At 70.1% G+C, this 14,464-nt stretch carries 13 protein-coding genes; 9 read left to right on the top strand and 4 right to left on the bottom strand.

Annotated features, from left to right (window positions below):
• The first annotated feature begins 154 nt into the window (after positions 1 to 154).
• From LY40_RS20300 to LY40_RS20320, 5 genes are all read left to right on the top strand, one after another.
• Complete coding sequence (locus LY40_RS20300; RefSeq protein ID WP_258937852.1) at positions 155 to 1,276, top strand: NAD(P)/FAD-dependent oxidoreductase; 1,122 nt, start codon at positions 155 to 157, stop codon at positions 1,274 to 1,276.
• Between the two features lie 57 nt (positions 1,277 to 1,333).
• Positions 1,334 to 2,677 (top strand): MFS transporter, encoded by a 1,344-nt coding sequence (locus tag LY40_RS20305; protein WP_258937853.1) that lies wholly within the window; start codon positions 1,334 to 1,336, stop codon positions 2,675 to 2,677.
• A complete protein-coding gene (locus tag LY40_RS20310; protein ID WP_258937854.1) occupies positions 2,677 to 4,224 on the top strand; it encodes a gamma-glutamyltransferase in 1,548 nt (515 codons plus the stop codon). Before LY40_RS20305 ends, LY40_RS20310 begins: the two co-directional genes overlap by 1 nt.
• An 89-nt stretch (positions 4,225 to 4,313) precedes the next feature.
• Positions 4,314 to 4,931 carry a class I SAM-dependent methyltransferase gene (locus tag LY40_RS20315; RefSeq protein ID WP_258937855.1) on the top strand — a complete coding sequence of 206 codons (618 nt, stop codon included), beginning with the start codon at positions 4,314 to 4,316 and terminating at the stop codon, positions 4,929 to 4,931.
• A 200-nt stretch (positions 4,932 to 5,131) separates the two neighbouring features.
• Positions 5,132 to 6,088 (top strand): peptidoglycan-binding protein, encoded by a 957-nt coding sequence (locus LY40_RS20320; RefSeq protein ID WP_308216685.1) that lies wholly within the window; start codon positions 5,132 to 5,134, stop codon positions 6,086 to 6,088.
• Positions 6,089 to 6,345: 257 nt separating this feature from the next.
• On the opposite strand, the gene LY40_RS20325 is transcribed toward LY40_RS20320, so the two are convergent.
• The gene (locus LY40_RS20325; RefSeq protein WP_183780222.1) at positions 6,346 to 7,845 is read right to left on the bottom strand and encodes an SLC13 family permease; all 1,500 of its coding nucleotides are present in this window, start codon (positions 7,843 to 7,845) and stop codon (positions 6,346 to 6,348) included.
• Between the two features lie 208 nt (positions 7,846 to 8,053).
• On the opposite strand from LY40_RS20325, the gene LY40_RS20330 reads away from it, so the two are divergent.
• Entirely contained in the window at positions 8,054 to 9,220 is a 1,167-nt protein-coding gene (locus tag LY40_RS20330) for a GDSL-type esterase/lipase family protein (RefSeq protein WP_258937857.1), read from the top strand.
• A 25-nt stretch (positions 9,221 to 9,245) separates the two neighbouring features.
• Here LY40_RS20330 and LY40_RS20335 read toward each other — a convergent pair whose 3' ends face one another.
• Positions 9,246 to 9,725 (bottom strand): GNAT family N-acetyltransferase, encoded by a 480-nt coding sequence (locus LY40_RS20335; protein ID WP_183780217.1) that lies wholly within the window; start codon positions 9,723 to 9,725, stop codon positions 9,246 to 9,248.
• A 146-nt stretch (positions 9,726 to 9,871) separates the two neighbouring features.
• On the opposite strand from LY40_RS20335, the gene LY40_RS26435 reads away from it, so the two are divergent.
• Positions 9,872 to 11,614, top strand: a complete 1,743-nt coding sequence (locus LY40_RS26435; RefSeq protein WP_258937858.1) for an MSCRAMM family protein — start codon at positions 9,872 to 9,874, stop codon at positions 11,612 to 11,614.
• Between the two features lie 99 nt (positions 11,615 to 11,713).
• On the top strand, positions 11,714 to 12,163 hold the full coding sequence (locus LY40_RS20345; protein WP_258937859.1) for an SRPBCC family protein: 450 nt from the start codon (positions 11,714 to 11,716) through the stop codon (positions 12,161 to 12,163).
• 91 nt (positions 12,164 to 12,254) lie between these two features.
• Here the strand turns inward: LY40_RS20345 and LY40_RS20350 are convergent, their stop codons facing one another.
• Positions 12,255 to 12,467 (bottom strand): PNPOx family protein, encoded by a 213-nt coding sequence (locus tag LY40_RS20350; protein ID WP_258937860.1) that lies wholly within the window; start codon positions 12,465 to 12,467, stop codon positions 12,255 to 12,257.
• 364 nt (positions 12,468 to 12,831) lie between these two features.
• Between LY40_RS20350 and LY40_RS20355 the strand changes: the two genes are divergently transcribed.
• Positions 12,832 to 13,740 (top strand): NAD(P)-dependent oxidoreductase, encoded by a 909-nt coding sequence (locus LY40_RS20355; protein ID WP_258937861.1) that lies wholly within the window; start codon positions 12,832 to 12,834, stop codon positions 13,738 to 13,740.
• A 130-nt stretch (positions 13,741 to 13,870) separates the two neighbouring features.
• On the opposite strand, the gene LY40_RS20360 is transcribed toward LY40_RS20355, so the two are convergent.
• A complete protein-coding gene (locus LY40_RS20360; protein ID WP_258937862.1) occupies positions 13,871 to 14,434 on the bottom strand; it encodes a GrpB family protein in 564 nt (187 codons plus the stop codon).
• Positions 14,435 to 14,464 lie beyond the last annotated feature (30 nt).

Consider the following 14,464-nt stretch of genomic DNA (forward strand, 5'->3'; position numbering starts at 1 on the left):
GTTCTACCGCCGGCTCGCCGAGGCCATTGCCGGCACGGGCGAGGTGCCGGTCGACCCGCATGAGGCGGTCGAGGTCCTCGAACTCGTCGAACGCGCCCACAGCCACCCGACCCGGCGCTGAAGCGATCGCAGAGAGAAGAAGGTGGATATCTCCATGCCCACAGGCAACGCACCCGCCGAACGGGTCGTCGTGCTCGGTGGCGGCATCATCGGTGTCTCGACGGCCACGCACCTGCGCCGCCGCGGCGTCCCGACGGTGCTGGTGACCGAGGACGAGCTCGCGAGCGGTGCTTCGGGCCGATCGCTGTCATGGCTGAACTCTGCGGGGAGCCGGTCGGCGCCGTACCACGCGCTGCGCGTCGCCGGGATCGATCGGTACCGCACGCTCTTCGCCGCCGATCCCACCCGTGACTGGTTGCGGTTCGACGGCGGTCTCTGCTGGAAGCCGTCACCGGACGAGGCCCACGGGCGGCATCAGGCCGAACTGCGCCACGGCTACGAATCGCACCTGCTCACTCCCGACGAGGCCGCGCGCACGGTGCCCGGCGTGGATCCGCAAGCCGTCAGCGGGCCCGCCGTGCACAACCCCGGTGAGGGCTGGGTATCGCTCCCGCACCTGATCGAGAGTCTCGCCACCGAGTTCGTCGACGCGGGCGGTGAGCTCGTCACCGGCGCAGGCCGGTCGAGCGTGCGGACGGCGGGTGGCAGGACCGCCGGCGTCCGCACCGCGGACGGCAGGGACGTCGACGGCGACACGGTCGTCGTGGCGTGCGGCGCGCAGACCCCGGAGGTCGCCGCGGAGCTGGGTGCGACCGTGCCCGGCGCCTCGCCGCCGGCGATGCTCGTGGTGACCGAACCGGCTCCCGTGCCGTTGCCGGCGGTGCTCAACACGCCGCGGGTGGCCGTGCGCCCGAACCCCGGCGGGACGTTCGCGCTCGACCACGACTGGTACACCGACCGCATCGCGATCTCCGCGGCGGGCGAGTACACGGTCGACGAGGCGGTCGTGAAGGAGCTCGTCGCCGAGGCGGCCAACGTGCTCGCGGGCGACACCGGGTTGACCGCGGCCTCGTGGAAGCTCGGTCCCAAACCGATCCCCGGCGACGGGGAGCCCGTGTTCGGACGACTCTCCGAGACGCCGGGCTGCTACGTCGCCTTCACTCATTCCGGAGCCACACTCGGCCTCATCGCGGGCGAACTGATCGCCCACGAGCTCGGCACCGGCTCCGATCACCCGATGCTCGCCCCGTTCCGCCCGGAGCGGTTTCAGCGCTGAACACCGCCGCCCGCACCCGCACTCATGGGTGCGGGCCCGAGCCCGGAGGAGACCACCGTGACCGTCGACGATCCGCAGCGGACCGCCCCCGCACCGCAGCCGAAAGGGGGTGAACGCGCCCGCAAGAAGGTGCTGGTGTCGGCCATGCTCGGCAACGTCGTCGAGTACTACGACTTCAGTCTGTACGGAACACTGGCCGTCATCATCTCCAGACAGTTCTTCCCGGAGAGCGACGCAGCGGTGGGACTGCTGTCGACATATGCGGGTGTCGTGCTCGCCTACGCGCTGCGTCCGCTCGCGGGCATGGTGCTCGGGCCGGTCGGCGACCTGAAGGGACGCCGGTTCGTCCTGATCCTCACCCTCGCAGTGATGAGCATCGGCACCGCGGGCATCGGCCTCATGCCGACCTACGCGGCGATCGGCATCTTCGCGCCGATCCTCATTCTGCTGTGCCGGGTGTTGCAGGCCATCGGTGCGAGCGTGGAGTACACGACGGCGGCCAACTTCATCTTCGAACACGACCGCGGGGATCGACGCAACTTCCTCGCCGGGCTGAGCGTCGCATCCACCTCCGTCGGACCCTTGCTGTCCACATTGGCCTGTTACCTCGCGATCTCCGCGATGCCGGAAGAGGCGTTCAACTCGTGGGGCTGGCGGATCCCGTTCCTGCTGTCGATCCCGATGGCCCTGATCGGCATCTACATCCGCAGGCACGTCGAGGAAACGCCCGAGTTCAAGGAGGTCGCCGAGGCCGCCAAGCGGAGCAAGGTCAAGCAGACACCGTTCCGCACCGCGGTGCGGTACCACTGGCGGGAGATGCTGAAGGCGATCGGCCTCGGTGCGGGCCAGCGGGTCGGCTCGTTCGTCATCCAGGCCTACTTCGTCACCGCGATGGTCAGTGCCGGCTTCGCCGCGTCGAACGCCCTGCTCGCGTCACTGCTCACCTACGCGATCGGGCCGATCCCGGCCATCTGGGGCGGCAAGGTCGCCGACCGCTACGGCGCGAAGCTGCCGCTCGTGGTCGGATACGGCCTGTTCGTGGTGCTGACCGTGCCGACGTTCGTCGCGATCGGTTCGGGTTCCCTCGGGCTCGCGATCGTCGCCGTCGTGGCGTTCACGTTCATCAACAACTTCGTCGGCGCGCCGTTGACGACCGCGTACGTGATGAGCTTCCCGCCGGAAGTGCGTTCGAGTGCCTCGGCACTGAACTACAACATCGGCACGACGATGCTCGGGTCGACGGCCGGGCTGGTCGCGGTGTGGCTGTTCGACCTCACCGGAACGAACACCGCCTTCGGCTGGTACATGACGGCGATCTGTGTCGTGTCGGTGCTCGTGTCGCTGTTCGCCATGCCGGCGGCCGTCGACGAACAACGACGTACCGAGGTGCGGAGCGCGTGATGGATCGCGCCACCGTGGCCGAACTGGGCCTGCGCGCCCGGTTCGGCAGGAAGGAACCCGTCGAGGGCCGCCGCGGCATCGTCGTCACCTCGCATCCGCTCGCCGTCCGCGCGGGAACGGACGTGCTGAAGGAGGGCGGCAACGCATGCGATGCGGCGTTGGCGGCCGCCGCGGCCCAACTGGTCGTCGAACCGCATATGACCGCGGTGACGGGCGGGTTGTCGATGCTGTATCACGACGCGGCATCGGCCACGTCGTCGTATCTCAACGGCAACGTCGCGGCGCCGCTGACCCGGCTGGCCGGTTTCGGCGGTGCCGACCTGAGCACCGGCCGCGGCGTCCCCGTGCCCGGCTGGTGGCCCGCGTTCCGCGCCGCTCATGCCCGGTTCGGCACGGGGACCCGGAACCGGCTGCTGGCACCCGCCGTCCAGCTGGCGCACGACGGCTTCCCCGTTCATCCGTACCTGTTCGGCGAGCTGTACGCGCATCGAGCCGAGCTGGGCGCGCATCCGCAGGCGCGGGAGGCTTACCTGCCCGGCGGCAGTCTCGTGGCACCAGGGGACACGCTGCGGCAGGAACGCCTCGGCCGCACGCTGCAGCGGCTGCGCGACGAGGACCTCGACTACTACCTCGGCGACTTCGCCCGCGCCTTCTCCTCCGAATGCGTCCGTGGCGGGGGCGTCATCACCCCGGACGACTTCCACGCCTACGAACCGGGCTGGTACGAACCGGTGCGTGGCAGCTATCGCGGTGTGGAGGTGGTGGCGTCGGCCCCGCCCGACGACGGTGGCGCTCAGCTGGTCGATGCGCTGCACCGGCTGGAGACCTGTGACGTGCCGTCGATGGGGCCCGCGACGGAATCGGCCGACACGCTGGAACTGCTCGCCCGCGTGCACAACGACGTCTACTACGCGCCGGCGCGGACCGGGGAGGAACCAGCCCCGGCGGGAGGGCCGCGGCACGGCCGGATGCCCTCACCGGGAACCATCCACGTGACCGTGGTGGACGAGCGGCGCAACATCGCGTCGATCACGCATTCGCACATGGCCTCACCGTGGGTGAACGGCCTGTTCGCCGAGGGAACGCAGCTGTCCGGCGGCGGGTCGTTCTTCCAGCGTGGAATGCCCGAGCCCGGCCGGCGAGCCCGGGTCTACCTCGCGCCGAACCTGCTGCTCTCCGCCGGGCGGCCGGTGCTCGCGTCCGGTTCGCCGTCCGTCTCGCTCGTGGCGTGCCTACTGCAGAACCTCGTGCACCTGGTCGATTTCGGCCTGCCCATCGAGGAGGTCGTCGCGATGCCGCGATTCGGTGCCCGCCCGCACGAGCCCGAGCACGGATGGCTGCCCGGCGTCACGCTCGAACACGGATTCCCCGCCGACGTCGACACCGAGTTCCGCCGCCGATGGGCCGCCAGCGGGGGATGGCTGTCGGACCTCGGGCCGTGGCATTCGCTCACGGGCAACTTCGAGGGCGTCACGCTCGATGCGGGGTCCGGCCTGTTGCGGTCGTGCGCCGATCCGAGGAGGAACGGGGCCGCCGAGGCGTACTGAGCCCGTCGACGGGAGGGTCGGCGCCCGCGGATCAGGGCGGCTCGGCAGGGGCGAGGGGCTCCCGGGGCCGGCACCTGGACAATGGCCTCGTGGTGGAAACGAGCCTCTGGATGCAGAAGGTGGCCGAGAACCCGGGCCACTCCGACTGGTACGTCGAGCGGATGCGCGGCCTCGCGCGCGCAGGCGAGGACCTCGCGGGTGAGGCGCGGCTCGTGGACACCATGGCCCCGCGCGGCGCGCGCATCCTCGACGCCGGATGCGGCCCAGGACGCGTCGGCGCTGCGCTCGCAGCGGCGGGTCACGACGTCGTCGGCGTGGACGTCGACTCGACCCTGATCGCCGCAGCCGAGCAGGACCATCCCGGGCCGCAGTGGCTGGTCGGCGACCTGGCGGAACTCGACCTGCCCGCCAGGGGAATCACGACGCCGTTCGACGTGATCGTGTGCGCGGGGAACGTGATGCCGTTCCTCGCACCCAGCACCCGTGCCACCGTCCTGCAGCGGTTCCGCGAGCATGTCGCCTCCGAGGGCAGGGTCGCCGTGGGCTTCGGAACCGACCGCGGATACACGGCCGACGACTTCTTCACCGACTCCGCCGAAGCGGGATTCGACACCGAGCTTGCGCTGTCCACATGGGATCTGAGGCCGTTCTCCCCGGAGTCAGAGTTCCTCGTCGCCGTCCTGAGCCCCCGCTCGACCACCACGTGACCGTTCGCCGCCGTCGGCCGCGAACCGCAGGCCCGCGCCGGCCAGCCGTGGCCGCGTGTCGTTCGACCGGCGGTCCGCCATCGTTCACCGGCCCCCGGATGGTCTCGGATCCTTCGTAGGTGTCGCCCGACTTGTCCGATTTGTAGCGTGACGAGGGTTACCGGCTACGGAAGGGCAGCGACATGTGTGAGCAGTGTGGAGTGCCGGACGACAGACCGGACGGCGAATCCGACGAGCGGCGGGGCGTATCGCGGCGGGCGATGCTGTCCGGCGCGGCGGTGGGAGCCGGGGCACTGGCCTTCGGGTTGATGAGCGCGACCGGTACGGCGTCGGCGGCATCGCTCAAGAACGGCGCCTGGCGCAACCCCGCACAGGGTTACTTCCCGACAGGCGGGCATTTCGGGGCCGACCGCGGCGGCGTGCCCCACGCCGGTCAGGACGTCACCAACTCGACGGGTACGGCCGTGTACGCCGCCGCGGGCGGCAGTGCCTACCGCGTCGGCTGGGGCGTGCTCTCCGGCCGCACCGGCAACGGGATCATCCTCTTCCACGGCAACAGCACCTACACCTACTACGGCCACCTGAGCCGGTTCCGCGTCAGTGAGGGCTCCTCGGTGTCGGCCGGCGAATGGATCGGCGACATGGGCACGACCGGCAATGTGACCGGTCCTCACCTGCACTTCGAAACCCACCGCGGCGGCCTGAACGGCGTCGTCGACCCGGTGTCGTTCATGCGCGCGCGTGGCGTGGACCTCGGCGGCGGCTGGCCGGCCATCGATCCCGGCGCGTCCGGCGACGTCGTCAAGGTGATCCAGTACCTGATTCGCCACCGCGGCACCTCCCTGGTGATCGACGGCGACTACGGTCCGGTGTCGGTCTCCGCGGTGAAGTCGTTCCAGTCGTCGAAGGGGCTGTACGTCGACGGGCAGGTCGGCCCGAAGACGTGGGCGAAGCTCGTGGCGACCGCGCGTTCCGGTTCGGACGGCAACCACGTGAAGGCAGCCCAGACGGCGCTCAACATCCGCAGCGCGGGCCTGCGCATCGACGGTGACTACGGCTCGGTGACGGTATCGGCGATCCGTTCGTTCCAGAGCGTCAACCGCCTCTACGTCGACGGCGTGTGCGGGCCGGTGACCTGGCAGGCCCTCGTCGGCTGAACCGCCGGTACGTGCCCTTCGCAGTGGCGGACGGCCGCGGCGACGCCCAGGCGGAGTTCCGTGCCTCGGTGTGGAACTCCGCCCGGGCGTGACGGCGAGGTCCACATGCGCGGCGGAGCCTGGGCGGGAAAGGGTGCGGACCCGCTGTTGCCGTCGGCAGCAGCCACCCGGAATGCCTCAGGGTGACGAGCTCGCTGCGCCGTGGGTATTGCCCGGGGTCAGTTCGTACTGCACAGGGTGGGCCGGTGCGGACGTCGTCAGAGGCTCACTCCGAAGACGAGCGGCACGAGCGTCACCATCGTGAGCATGATCAGGGCCATGCCTGCGAGGTTGATCAAGACGCCGGCCCGGATCATGTGCTTGATCGGCAGCTCTCCCGTGGCGAACGCGACCGCGTTGGACGGCGTGGCGACCGGCAACATGAACGCGCAGGACACGGCCATCGCCACCGCGATGGTCATCAGCAGCGGGTCCATGCCGACGCCGACGGCGACCGATCCCATGATCGGGAAGAAGGCGGCGGCGGTGGCGGTGTTGCTGGTCAGCTCGGTCAACAGGATGACCGTGACGACGGCGATCAGCAGGAGCACCACCGGGGGCACCGGCACGCCGGCCACCTGCTGGCCGAGCCATTCGCTGAATCCGGTTTCGGAGAACGCCGCCGACAGGCTGAGACCACCGCCGAAGAGCAGCAGTACGCCCCACGGGACCTCGCTCGTCGCGCTCCACTCCAGCAACGGTCCGTTGTGCCGCCGCCCGGCGGGGATCAGGAAGAGTGCGATCGCCGCCGCCATGGCGACGACGGTGTCGGAGATGCTGCCCAGCCAGGTCCACGACGCCAGCAGGGGAAGTTCGGCCAAGGTGGGCACCACGACCCAGCAGCAGGCCGCCGCCGCGAACACGAGCAACACACTGCGTTCCGGGCCGCTCAGCGGACCCAGCTTGTCCAATTCGGACCGGATCAGCCCACGCCCGCCCGGGATCTCGTCCAGTTCCGAGCGGAAGACCAGCTTGGTGAGCACCAGCCACGCCACACCGAGCAACACGGCGCCGAACGGCACCCCGACCAGCATCCACTGTCCGAAGCCGAGGTCGAAACCGTGGGTCGCGGCGAGGTAAGCCTTCATGAGCGCCATCGGAGGCTGGCCGATCGGAGTCGCCATCGAACCGATGGTGACGGCGTAGGCGACGCCGAGCAGCATCGCCGAACCGAGTTTCCCGGTTGCGGCGCGCTCGTCGAGGCTCGACACCAGCTGCAAAATGGACAGTCCGATCGGCACCATGATCACGGCCGTCGCGGTGTTGCTGACCCACATCGAGATGAATGCGCTCGCCACCATCAGCCCGAACACCAGCCGTGACGGTCTGGTTCCCATCAGCAGAACGGTGCGCAGTGCTATCCGCCGGTGCAGGTTCCAGCGCTGGGTGGCGAGGCCGAGCAGGACGCCGCCCAGCACCAGGAAGATCACGGGGTTGGCGTACGGAGCGGCCGCTGCGTCCGTTTCCAGGACACCCAGTGTGGGAAACAGCACCAGCGGCAGGAGAGCGGTGACGGGGATCGGCACCGCCTCGGTCATCCACCACGTGGCCATCAGCACGCCGACTCCGGCGGCGGCGCGAGCCGGCGCCGCCAGATCGGCGGGCAACAGCAGATAGCAGGCGATACCCAGTATCGGGCCTGCGGCCAGCGCCACCTTCTTGGTGGTCGAGAGCGTGTGCACCGAACGGTCGTCGGTGCGTTCCTGGCCAACGGTCATGGGCGGTTCCTCGGTCGCGGGCAGGGTCCTCGCCGACCCTGTCGTCCGGGAAACGCTAAGCGTGGTCAAATATCGACACAAATACTAATTCTGTGCTCATTGAGACATTTCGACGATCAATGCCAGAACCGCCCGGCGCAGGCTCCGCCCCGGGCGAGGCGGCGATATCCGCATGCGCGGCGGAGTCCGTGCGTGACAAGGTGTGGACATGACGTCCGGTCCGGTCAGTGTCCCGCTCGCCGACGAGCTCGTCCTCGGGGCTCTCGAACTCGAACGCACCGAACGCGGCGTGCTGCCGCACCGGTTGCCCTCGTGGGCGCGCGGGCAGTGTTTCGACGGCCAGGGTGAGGGTGCTCAGTTGGCCCAGGCTGAGGTTCAGCCCGCCGGGGTGCGCCTCGCGTTGCGCACCTCCGCGACCTCGATCGAGCTCGACGTCCTCCGCACTCGCAAGGTCATCCGCGGGGTCCCGTCCCGGCCCGACGGGGTCTACGACCTGCTCGTCGACGGGGAGCTCACCGAGCAGGCCACCGCGCCCGGCGGCGACGTCATCCAGGTCGACATGACGACCGGCCAGTCGCACGTCGAACGAGGCAACGTCGGCACCCTCGCGTTCACCGGCCTGCCCGCGGGCGTGAAGGACGTCGAGCTGTGGCTGCCGCACAACGAACAGGCCGAGCTCGTCGACCTGCGCACCGACGCGCCCGTCGAACCGGTGCCCCGCGCAGGCCGCCGCGTGTGGTTGCACCACGGCAGCTCGATCAGCCAGGGATCGAACGCCGCGAGCGCGTCCGCCACCTGGGCGGCGCTGGCCGCCGCGTCCGGCGGAGTCGACCTGATCAACCTCGGCTACAGCGGCGCCATGATGCTCGACCCGTTCGCCGCCCGCGTCGTCCGCGACACGCCTGCCGACCTGATCAGCCTCGAGATCGGCATCAATCTCGTCAACGCCGACGCCATGCGCACACGCGCGTTCACCCCGGCCGTCCACGGTTTCCTCGACACCGTCCGCGACGGTCACCCGGCGAAGCCGCTGGTGGTCGTCTCGCCGCTGTACTGTCCGATCCACGAGGACACGCCGGGTCCCGGCACGTTCGACGTGGAGGCGTTGCGCGAGGGCCGGATCCGGTTCGCGGCCACCGGCGATCCCAGTGACGTCAAGGCGGGGCGGCTGACGTTGACGGTCGTCCGCGACGCGCTGCGACGGATCGTCGAGCAACGGGCGGCTCACGACCCGAATCTGTTCTATGTGGACGGTCTCGACCTGTACGGGCCGGACGACCACGACGAACTGCCGCTTTCCGACGCGCTCCACCCCGACGGCGAGGCACACCACCGCATCGGACAGCGGTTCGCGAAGCACCTCGCCACGGCGTGACCGGGACGCGGCTACCCGCCGCCGGTCACAGGTCGATGTACATGATGTGCAGGCCCACTCGGCCCTGCACCGGGTGATCGAACCCGCCGGGCACCGTGCCGATGATGCGGAACCCCAGCCGCTCGTACAGCTTCACCGCCGACGTGTTGGTCTCGACGACCGCGTTGAACTGCATCCCCGCGTAACCGTCCGCGCGGGCGCGGTCCAGCGCATAACGCACGAGCGCCTCGCCGACACCCTTGCCGCGCGCGGCGCTCGACACCATGAAACTCGCGTTCACGATGTGGCTTCCGCGTGCCGGGCGGACCGGGCTCATGTGCGCGGTGCCGAGGATGCCGGTGTCGTCGACCGCCACGACGGTGTGCTGGCCCGCCACCCAGAACTCGTACGCCTGCTCCGATGTCAGATCGGGCTCGACGGCGTAGGTGTCCTCTGCCTTGATGACCTCCTGGACGATCGGCCACACGGTGTCCCAGTCGGCATCGGTGAACTCGCGAATCTGCACGTGGGCAACGCTACCCGGGAACGAGCCGGCGCTGCCTCGTGATGTTCGGAGCCCCACGCGTCACCTGCACGCGAGCCGTGAAACTGCGCCGCGGCGTGACCTGTTCGACACTGAGCGTGCAGGCGGATCTTGGTGGGAGGGCGAGCGTGCGCACGATCCGATCGAAGGGCCCGCGTAGAAGCGCGGCGCTGCTGCTGGCAGTGGCTCTGACGGCGTTGACGATGACAGGTACGGCGCAGGCGGAGACGCTCGGCGGGTTCGAGATCGACGGCAATCTCACCGCGGGCGACGACGGAGCGGACGGCGACGACTGGGCGAACGTCGTCAGTGGGCCGGCAGCCGCTGACCCGTTGGCCAGCCCGGACGACATCCACTTCGGAGGCGGCACCGAGGAGGAGGACCCGCAGACGTGGGTACCGGCCCAGGGAGCGGTCGAACCGGCATCCGACGACATCGGGAACGTCTACCTGCACAGCCGGCTCGTGGACGGATCGCAATGGGGTTTCTTCGGGTTCGAACGCTCCGCTTCGCAGGGTTCGACGACGTTCCGGATCGAACTGAACCAGCAACCCAACACGACCAACGCTCAGGGCATGTCGGTGCCGCAACGCACGGCGGGTGACTACCTTCTCGTGTTGGAACAGCATTCGAGCACGCAAGGCGTCGAGGTCGACACCCTGTATCAATGGGACGGCGCGAGCTGGACGGATCTCGGGCCACCACCCGCAGGCTCGATCGTCGGCAGCAGCAACAACGACGCGCCGGTGCAGGACCCGTTCGACGGCAGTACCTATGAACGATTCGCGTTCGCCGAGGTCGCCGTCGATCTGAGTGCGCTGTACGGCGCAGCCGGCGCGTGCCCCGGTATTCCGCTCACCACGATCAACGTCCGGTCCGCAGCCGGGACGGCGATGACGTCGCACCTGAAGGACTACGTGTCCCCACTCCAGGCCGATGTGCCCGACGGTTGCGGCGCGTTGCGGATCGACAAGCACGACACCACCGCCGACGGGCCGCTCCTGCCGGGTGCGGAGTTCGTCGTGGAGCCCAATCCCATCGCGGGTGCGGAGGAGCCGGATCTGCAGGTGACCGATGGCGGGCCACAGGACCCGGACGGGACCGCGGACGGCGTCGTCGAGTTCGACGCGGTCGAACCCGGCGTGTACACGGTCACCGAGGTGCAGGCTCCGCCGGGCTACGCCCCGGCTCCCGAGCCCACGGAGGCAACGGTCACGGCCGGTGACACGGCGGTCGTCGACGTCGTCGACCAGCGACTTCCCGGTGAGATCACCCTGAGCAAGCGGGACGAGTCCACCGGCGAACCGCTCGACGGCGGGACGTTCCAGCTCTGGCTGGACGACGGCGACGGTGAGCTCGACCCCGCCACCGACACGGCCGTCGGAGCGCCGACGGGAACGACCGACGGCACGTACACGTGGTCGGATCTGGAATGGGGCGACTATCTCATCGAGGAGACGGCCGCACCGGACGGCTACACGGCCGCCGACCCCGGATCGGTGGAGGTCTCGGCCGACTCGTTGTCGGTCGAGGTCGTCATGGAGAACTCGCCGACCGAGCCCGGCCCGACCCCGGATCCCACCCCGGATCCCACCCCGGATCCCACCCCGGATCCGACGCCCGATCCGACCCCGGACCCGACGACGGGGCCGGACAACGGGGGCGGCGGCTTCGATCACGGTCCCAGCGGAGGCGCCGGACCGCCGGAGCCGCCCCTCGACCAGGGAGCACAGAACGTATCGAGTGACGAATCCGGTCCGTCGTCGTTGGCCGAGACGGGTGGCGCCCATCCGCAACTCGCGGGAGTCGGCCTGGTGTTCGTGGCGCTCGGCGGCCTCCTCGTCGCAGCCGCGCGTCGGCGGCAACCCTGAGGACCTCGGCCGCTGACCCGACGTGGCGACGGCCGCCCTGTAGGAGACACCGCACGTGGCCCCTCGCCCCGGTAGGCCACGGGCGGCACAATCGTGGACATGACCACGCCGAGCCCGTACGTCGTCACCGCGCAGCGGACGGTGGCCGCCGACGCCGAGCGGATCTTCGACCTCATCGCCGACCCGTCGCTCCAGCCTCGCTGGGACGGCAACGACAACCTCGCCGAGGCGCCCGCCGGGCAGCGGGTGCGCGAGGTGGGCGAGGTGTTCATCATGACGCTGACGAACGGTGGCATCCGTGAGAACCGGGTGGTCGAGTTCGCGGAGGGGCGGCGGATCGCGTGGCTGCCGTCCGACCCCGGTGACGCGCCGCCGGGGCACCTGTGGCGGTGGGAACTCGAACCGGTCGACGCCACTTCCACGCTGGTCACCCACACCTACGACTGGTCGCAGCTCACCGACGAGAACCGGCTCGCGCGGGCGAGCGCCACGACCAGCGCCGAGCTGCAGGCCTCCGTCGACCGCCTCGCCCGGCTCGCCGAGTCGTGATGCGGTGCGTCGGGGCCCGATCACGGCCCTGACGACGGGTGTCGCGGCAGGACGCGACAGCGGTGTACCGGACTGTCCCGGGCCGCCGGGTTCAGGCCACGGATTCGTCGGCGGCCCTGCGGACGTGGAGGCCGGGGTTCGCCTCGTCGATTCCCCAGCTGCCGATCCACAGTGGAGTGATGCGGATGACCTCGGGGCTCATCACGCCCACCGGCGGTTCCGTGTTCTCGATGGCTTCGGCCGTGCCGCGGATCTCCACGCCTCGCACCCGCCACGGATCCACCGACGCGAGGTCGTCCACCACCAGGCAGACGTACGGATTGCCGCGGACGTTCCGGAACTTTGCGGGTCTCGGCCAGGTTGTAGCCGCCGATGTCGATCGTGTTCGCGCTCCGGTCGAGCCAGTAGCCCACCGGGCTGTTCTGCGGCGCGCCGTGGGAGTCGACGGTCGCCAGCCTCCCGATGCGCTGCGAGCGGAGGTAGTCCACTTCGGTCGTGGTCAAGGTGAGTGTCATGGACCGAACGTAGAACCTTCACCAAGGTAGAGGTCAACCGCTGGATCGTCTCGGCAGGCGCGCGTGCAGCAGATGGCCGACCATGGAGCGCAGCAGTACGAACAGCGGCGGCGCCCGACCCGGAGGTGTCGTCGCAGGTGGAAGGACGATCCCGTGGCCGACACGAAGAATACCGGCGCCACGAACGCCGAGGCCGGCGCCGCGACCGTGGCCTTCCTCGGCGCAGGTGGACTGATGGGCCTGCCGATGGCGCGCAACCTCGCCCAGGCGGGCTTCGCGGTGCGCGCATGGAACCGCTCGCGGGAGAAGGCGGAGTCGTTGTCCGCCGACGGTGTGGTCGTGACCGACGACGTGACCACCGCGCTGACCGGTGCCGACGTGGTCGTGACGATGCTCGCCGACACCGGCGCGATCATCGAGTCGCTGGGCGACGAGTTGGACTCCCTGGCAGCCGACGCGGTGTGGCTGCAGACCAGCACGGTCGGCGTCGACGGCACCCAGCGACTCGCCGAGCTGGCCGCGGCGCACGACGTGGCGTTCGTCGACGCCCCCGTGCTCGGGACCAAGGCGCCCGCGGAGCGCGGCGACCTCGTCGTGCTCGCCTCGGGCCCCGAGGACGTCCGCGAACGGGCCGGCGCCGTGTTCGACGCGGTCGGCAAGAAGACGATCTGGGTCGGCGAGGCCGGCGCGGGCAGCAGGCTCAAGCTGGTCGCCAACGCGTGGGTGATGTCGCTGGTCGAAGCGACCGCCGAGACGGTCGCGCTCGCCGAAGGCCTCGACGTCGACCCGCAGCAGTTCCTCGACGCCGTCGCAGGCGGCCCGCTCGACCTGCCCTACCTGCAGGCGAAAGGCGCGATGATGATCGCCCGCGACTTCGAGCCGTCGATGAAGCTCGCCCTGGCGGCCAAGGACGCCCGGCTCATCGACGCCGCCGCCGACGAGGCCGGACTCGACCTGCCGATGTTGCGCACCATCCGGCACCGCTTCGGCGAGGGCGTCGCCGACCACGGCGACGAGGACATGGCCGCCACCTACCTCACCAGTAGCCCGGCCGACGGCTGACACGGCTGACACGGCGGCTCGGTGATCACGGCTCGACGGCTACAACACGACGGCTCGGTGATCATGACTCGACGGCCACGACTTGGCGGCTACAACGCGACGGCCATGACTCGGCGGTCACGGCTAGGGGTCACGGCTCGACCCAGCCCGCACGGCCGAGGATGTCCCAGATGACCGGGCCTTTCGCCTCGGCGTAGTAATTCATGTCGTCCCACTCGCGGGTGGCCAGTTCCCGCTTGACGGCGGCGTAGCGGTCGCGGTCGTCCGGGTGGCTGCGCAGGTGGTCGCGCAGCACCAGGTAACGGCGGGTTTCGACGTCGTCGGGCGCATAACAGTGCAGGTTCACCGGCTCGTCCGGGTCGCCGGCCCGTAGGGCGCGGTGTCCCGGCTCGGTGACCCGCAGCTCGTACCCCGCGGCCTCCAGGTCGGGCAGATAGGCGGGTTCGTCGTCCGGGTCGTCGATGCCGACCACGATGTCGACCACCGGCTTGGCCGCGAGCCCGGGCACGGATGTCGACCCGATGTGCTCGACCAGCCGCGCCCGCTCACCCAGGATCTCGCGCACCTCGGCGGCCCTGCGAGCGAACCGCCGCGGCCAGTCCGGGTCGTAGTCGACGATCTCCACGCGGGTCGGCGTCGGCCCGTGGACCAGCATCGCGGCCAGCCTCTCCGCGTCGAGTGATTCGCGCGCCATACGCTCACGCTAGTTCGGTGCCCGGCCGCG

Source organism: Prauserella salsuginis (assembly GCF_024648885.1).
Lineage (GTDB): Bacteria > Actinomycetota > Actinomycetes > Mycobacteriales > Pseudonocardiaceae > Prauserella > Prauserella salsuginis.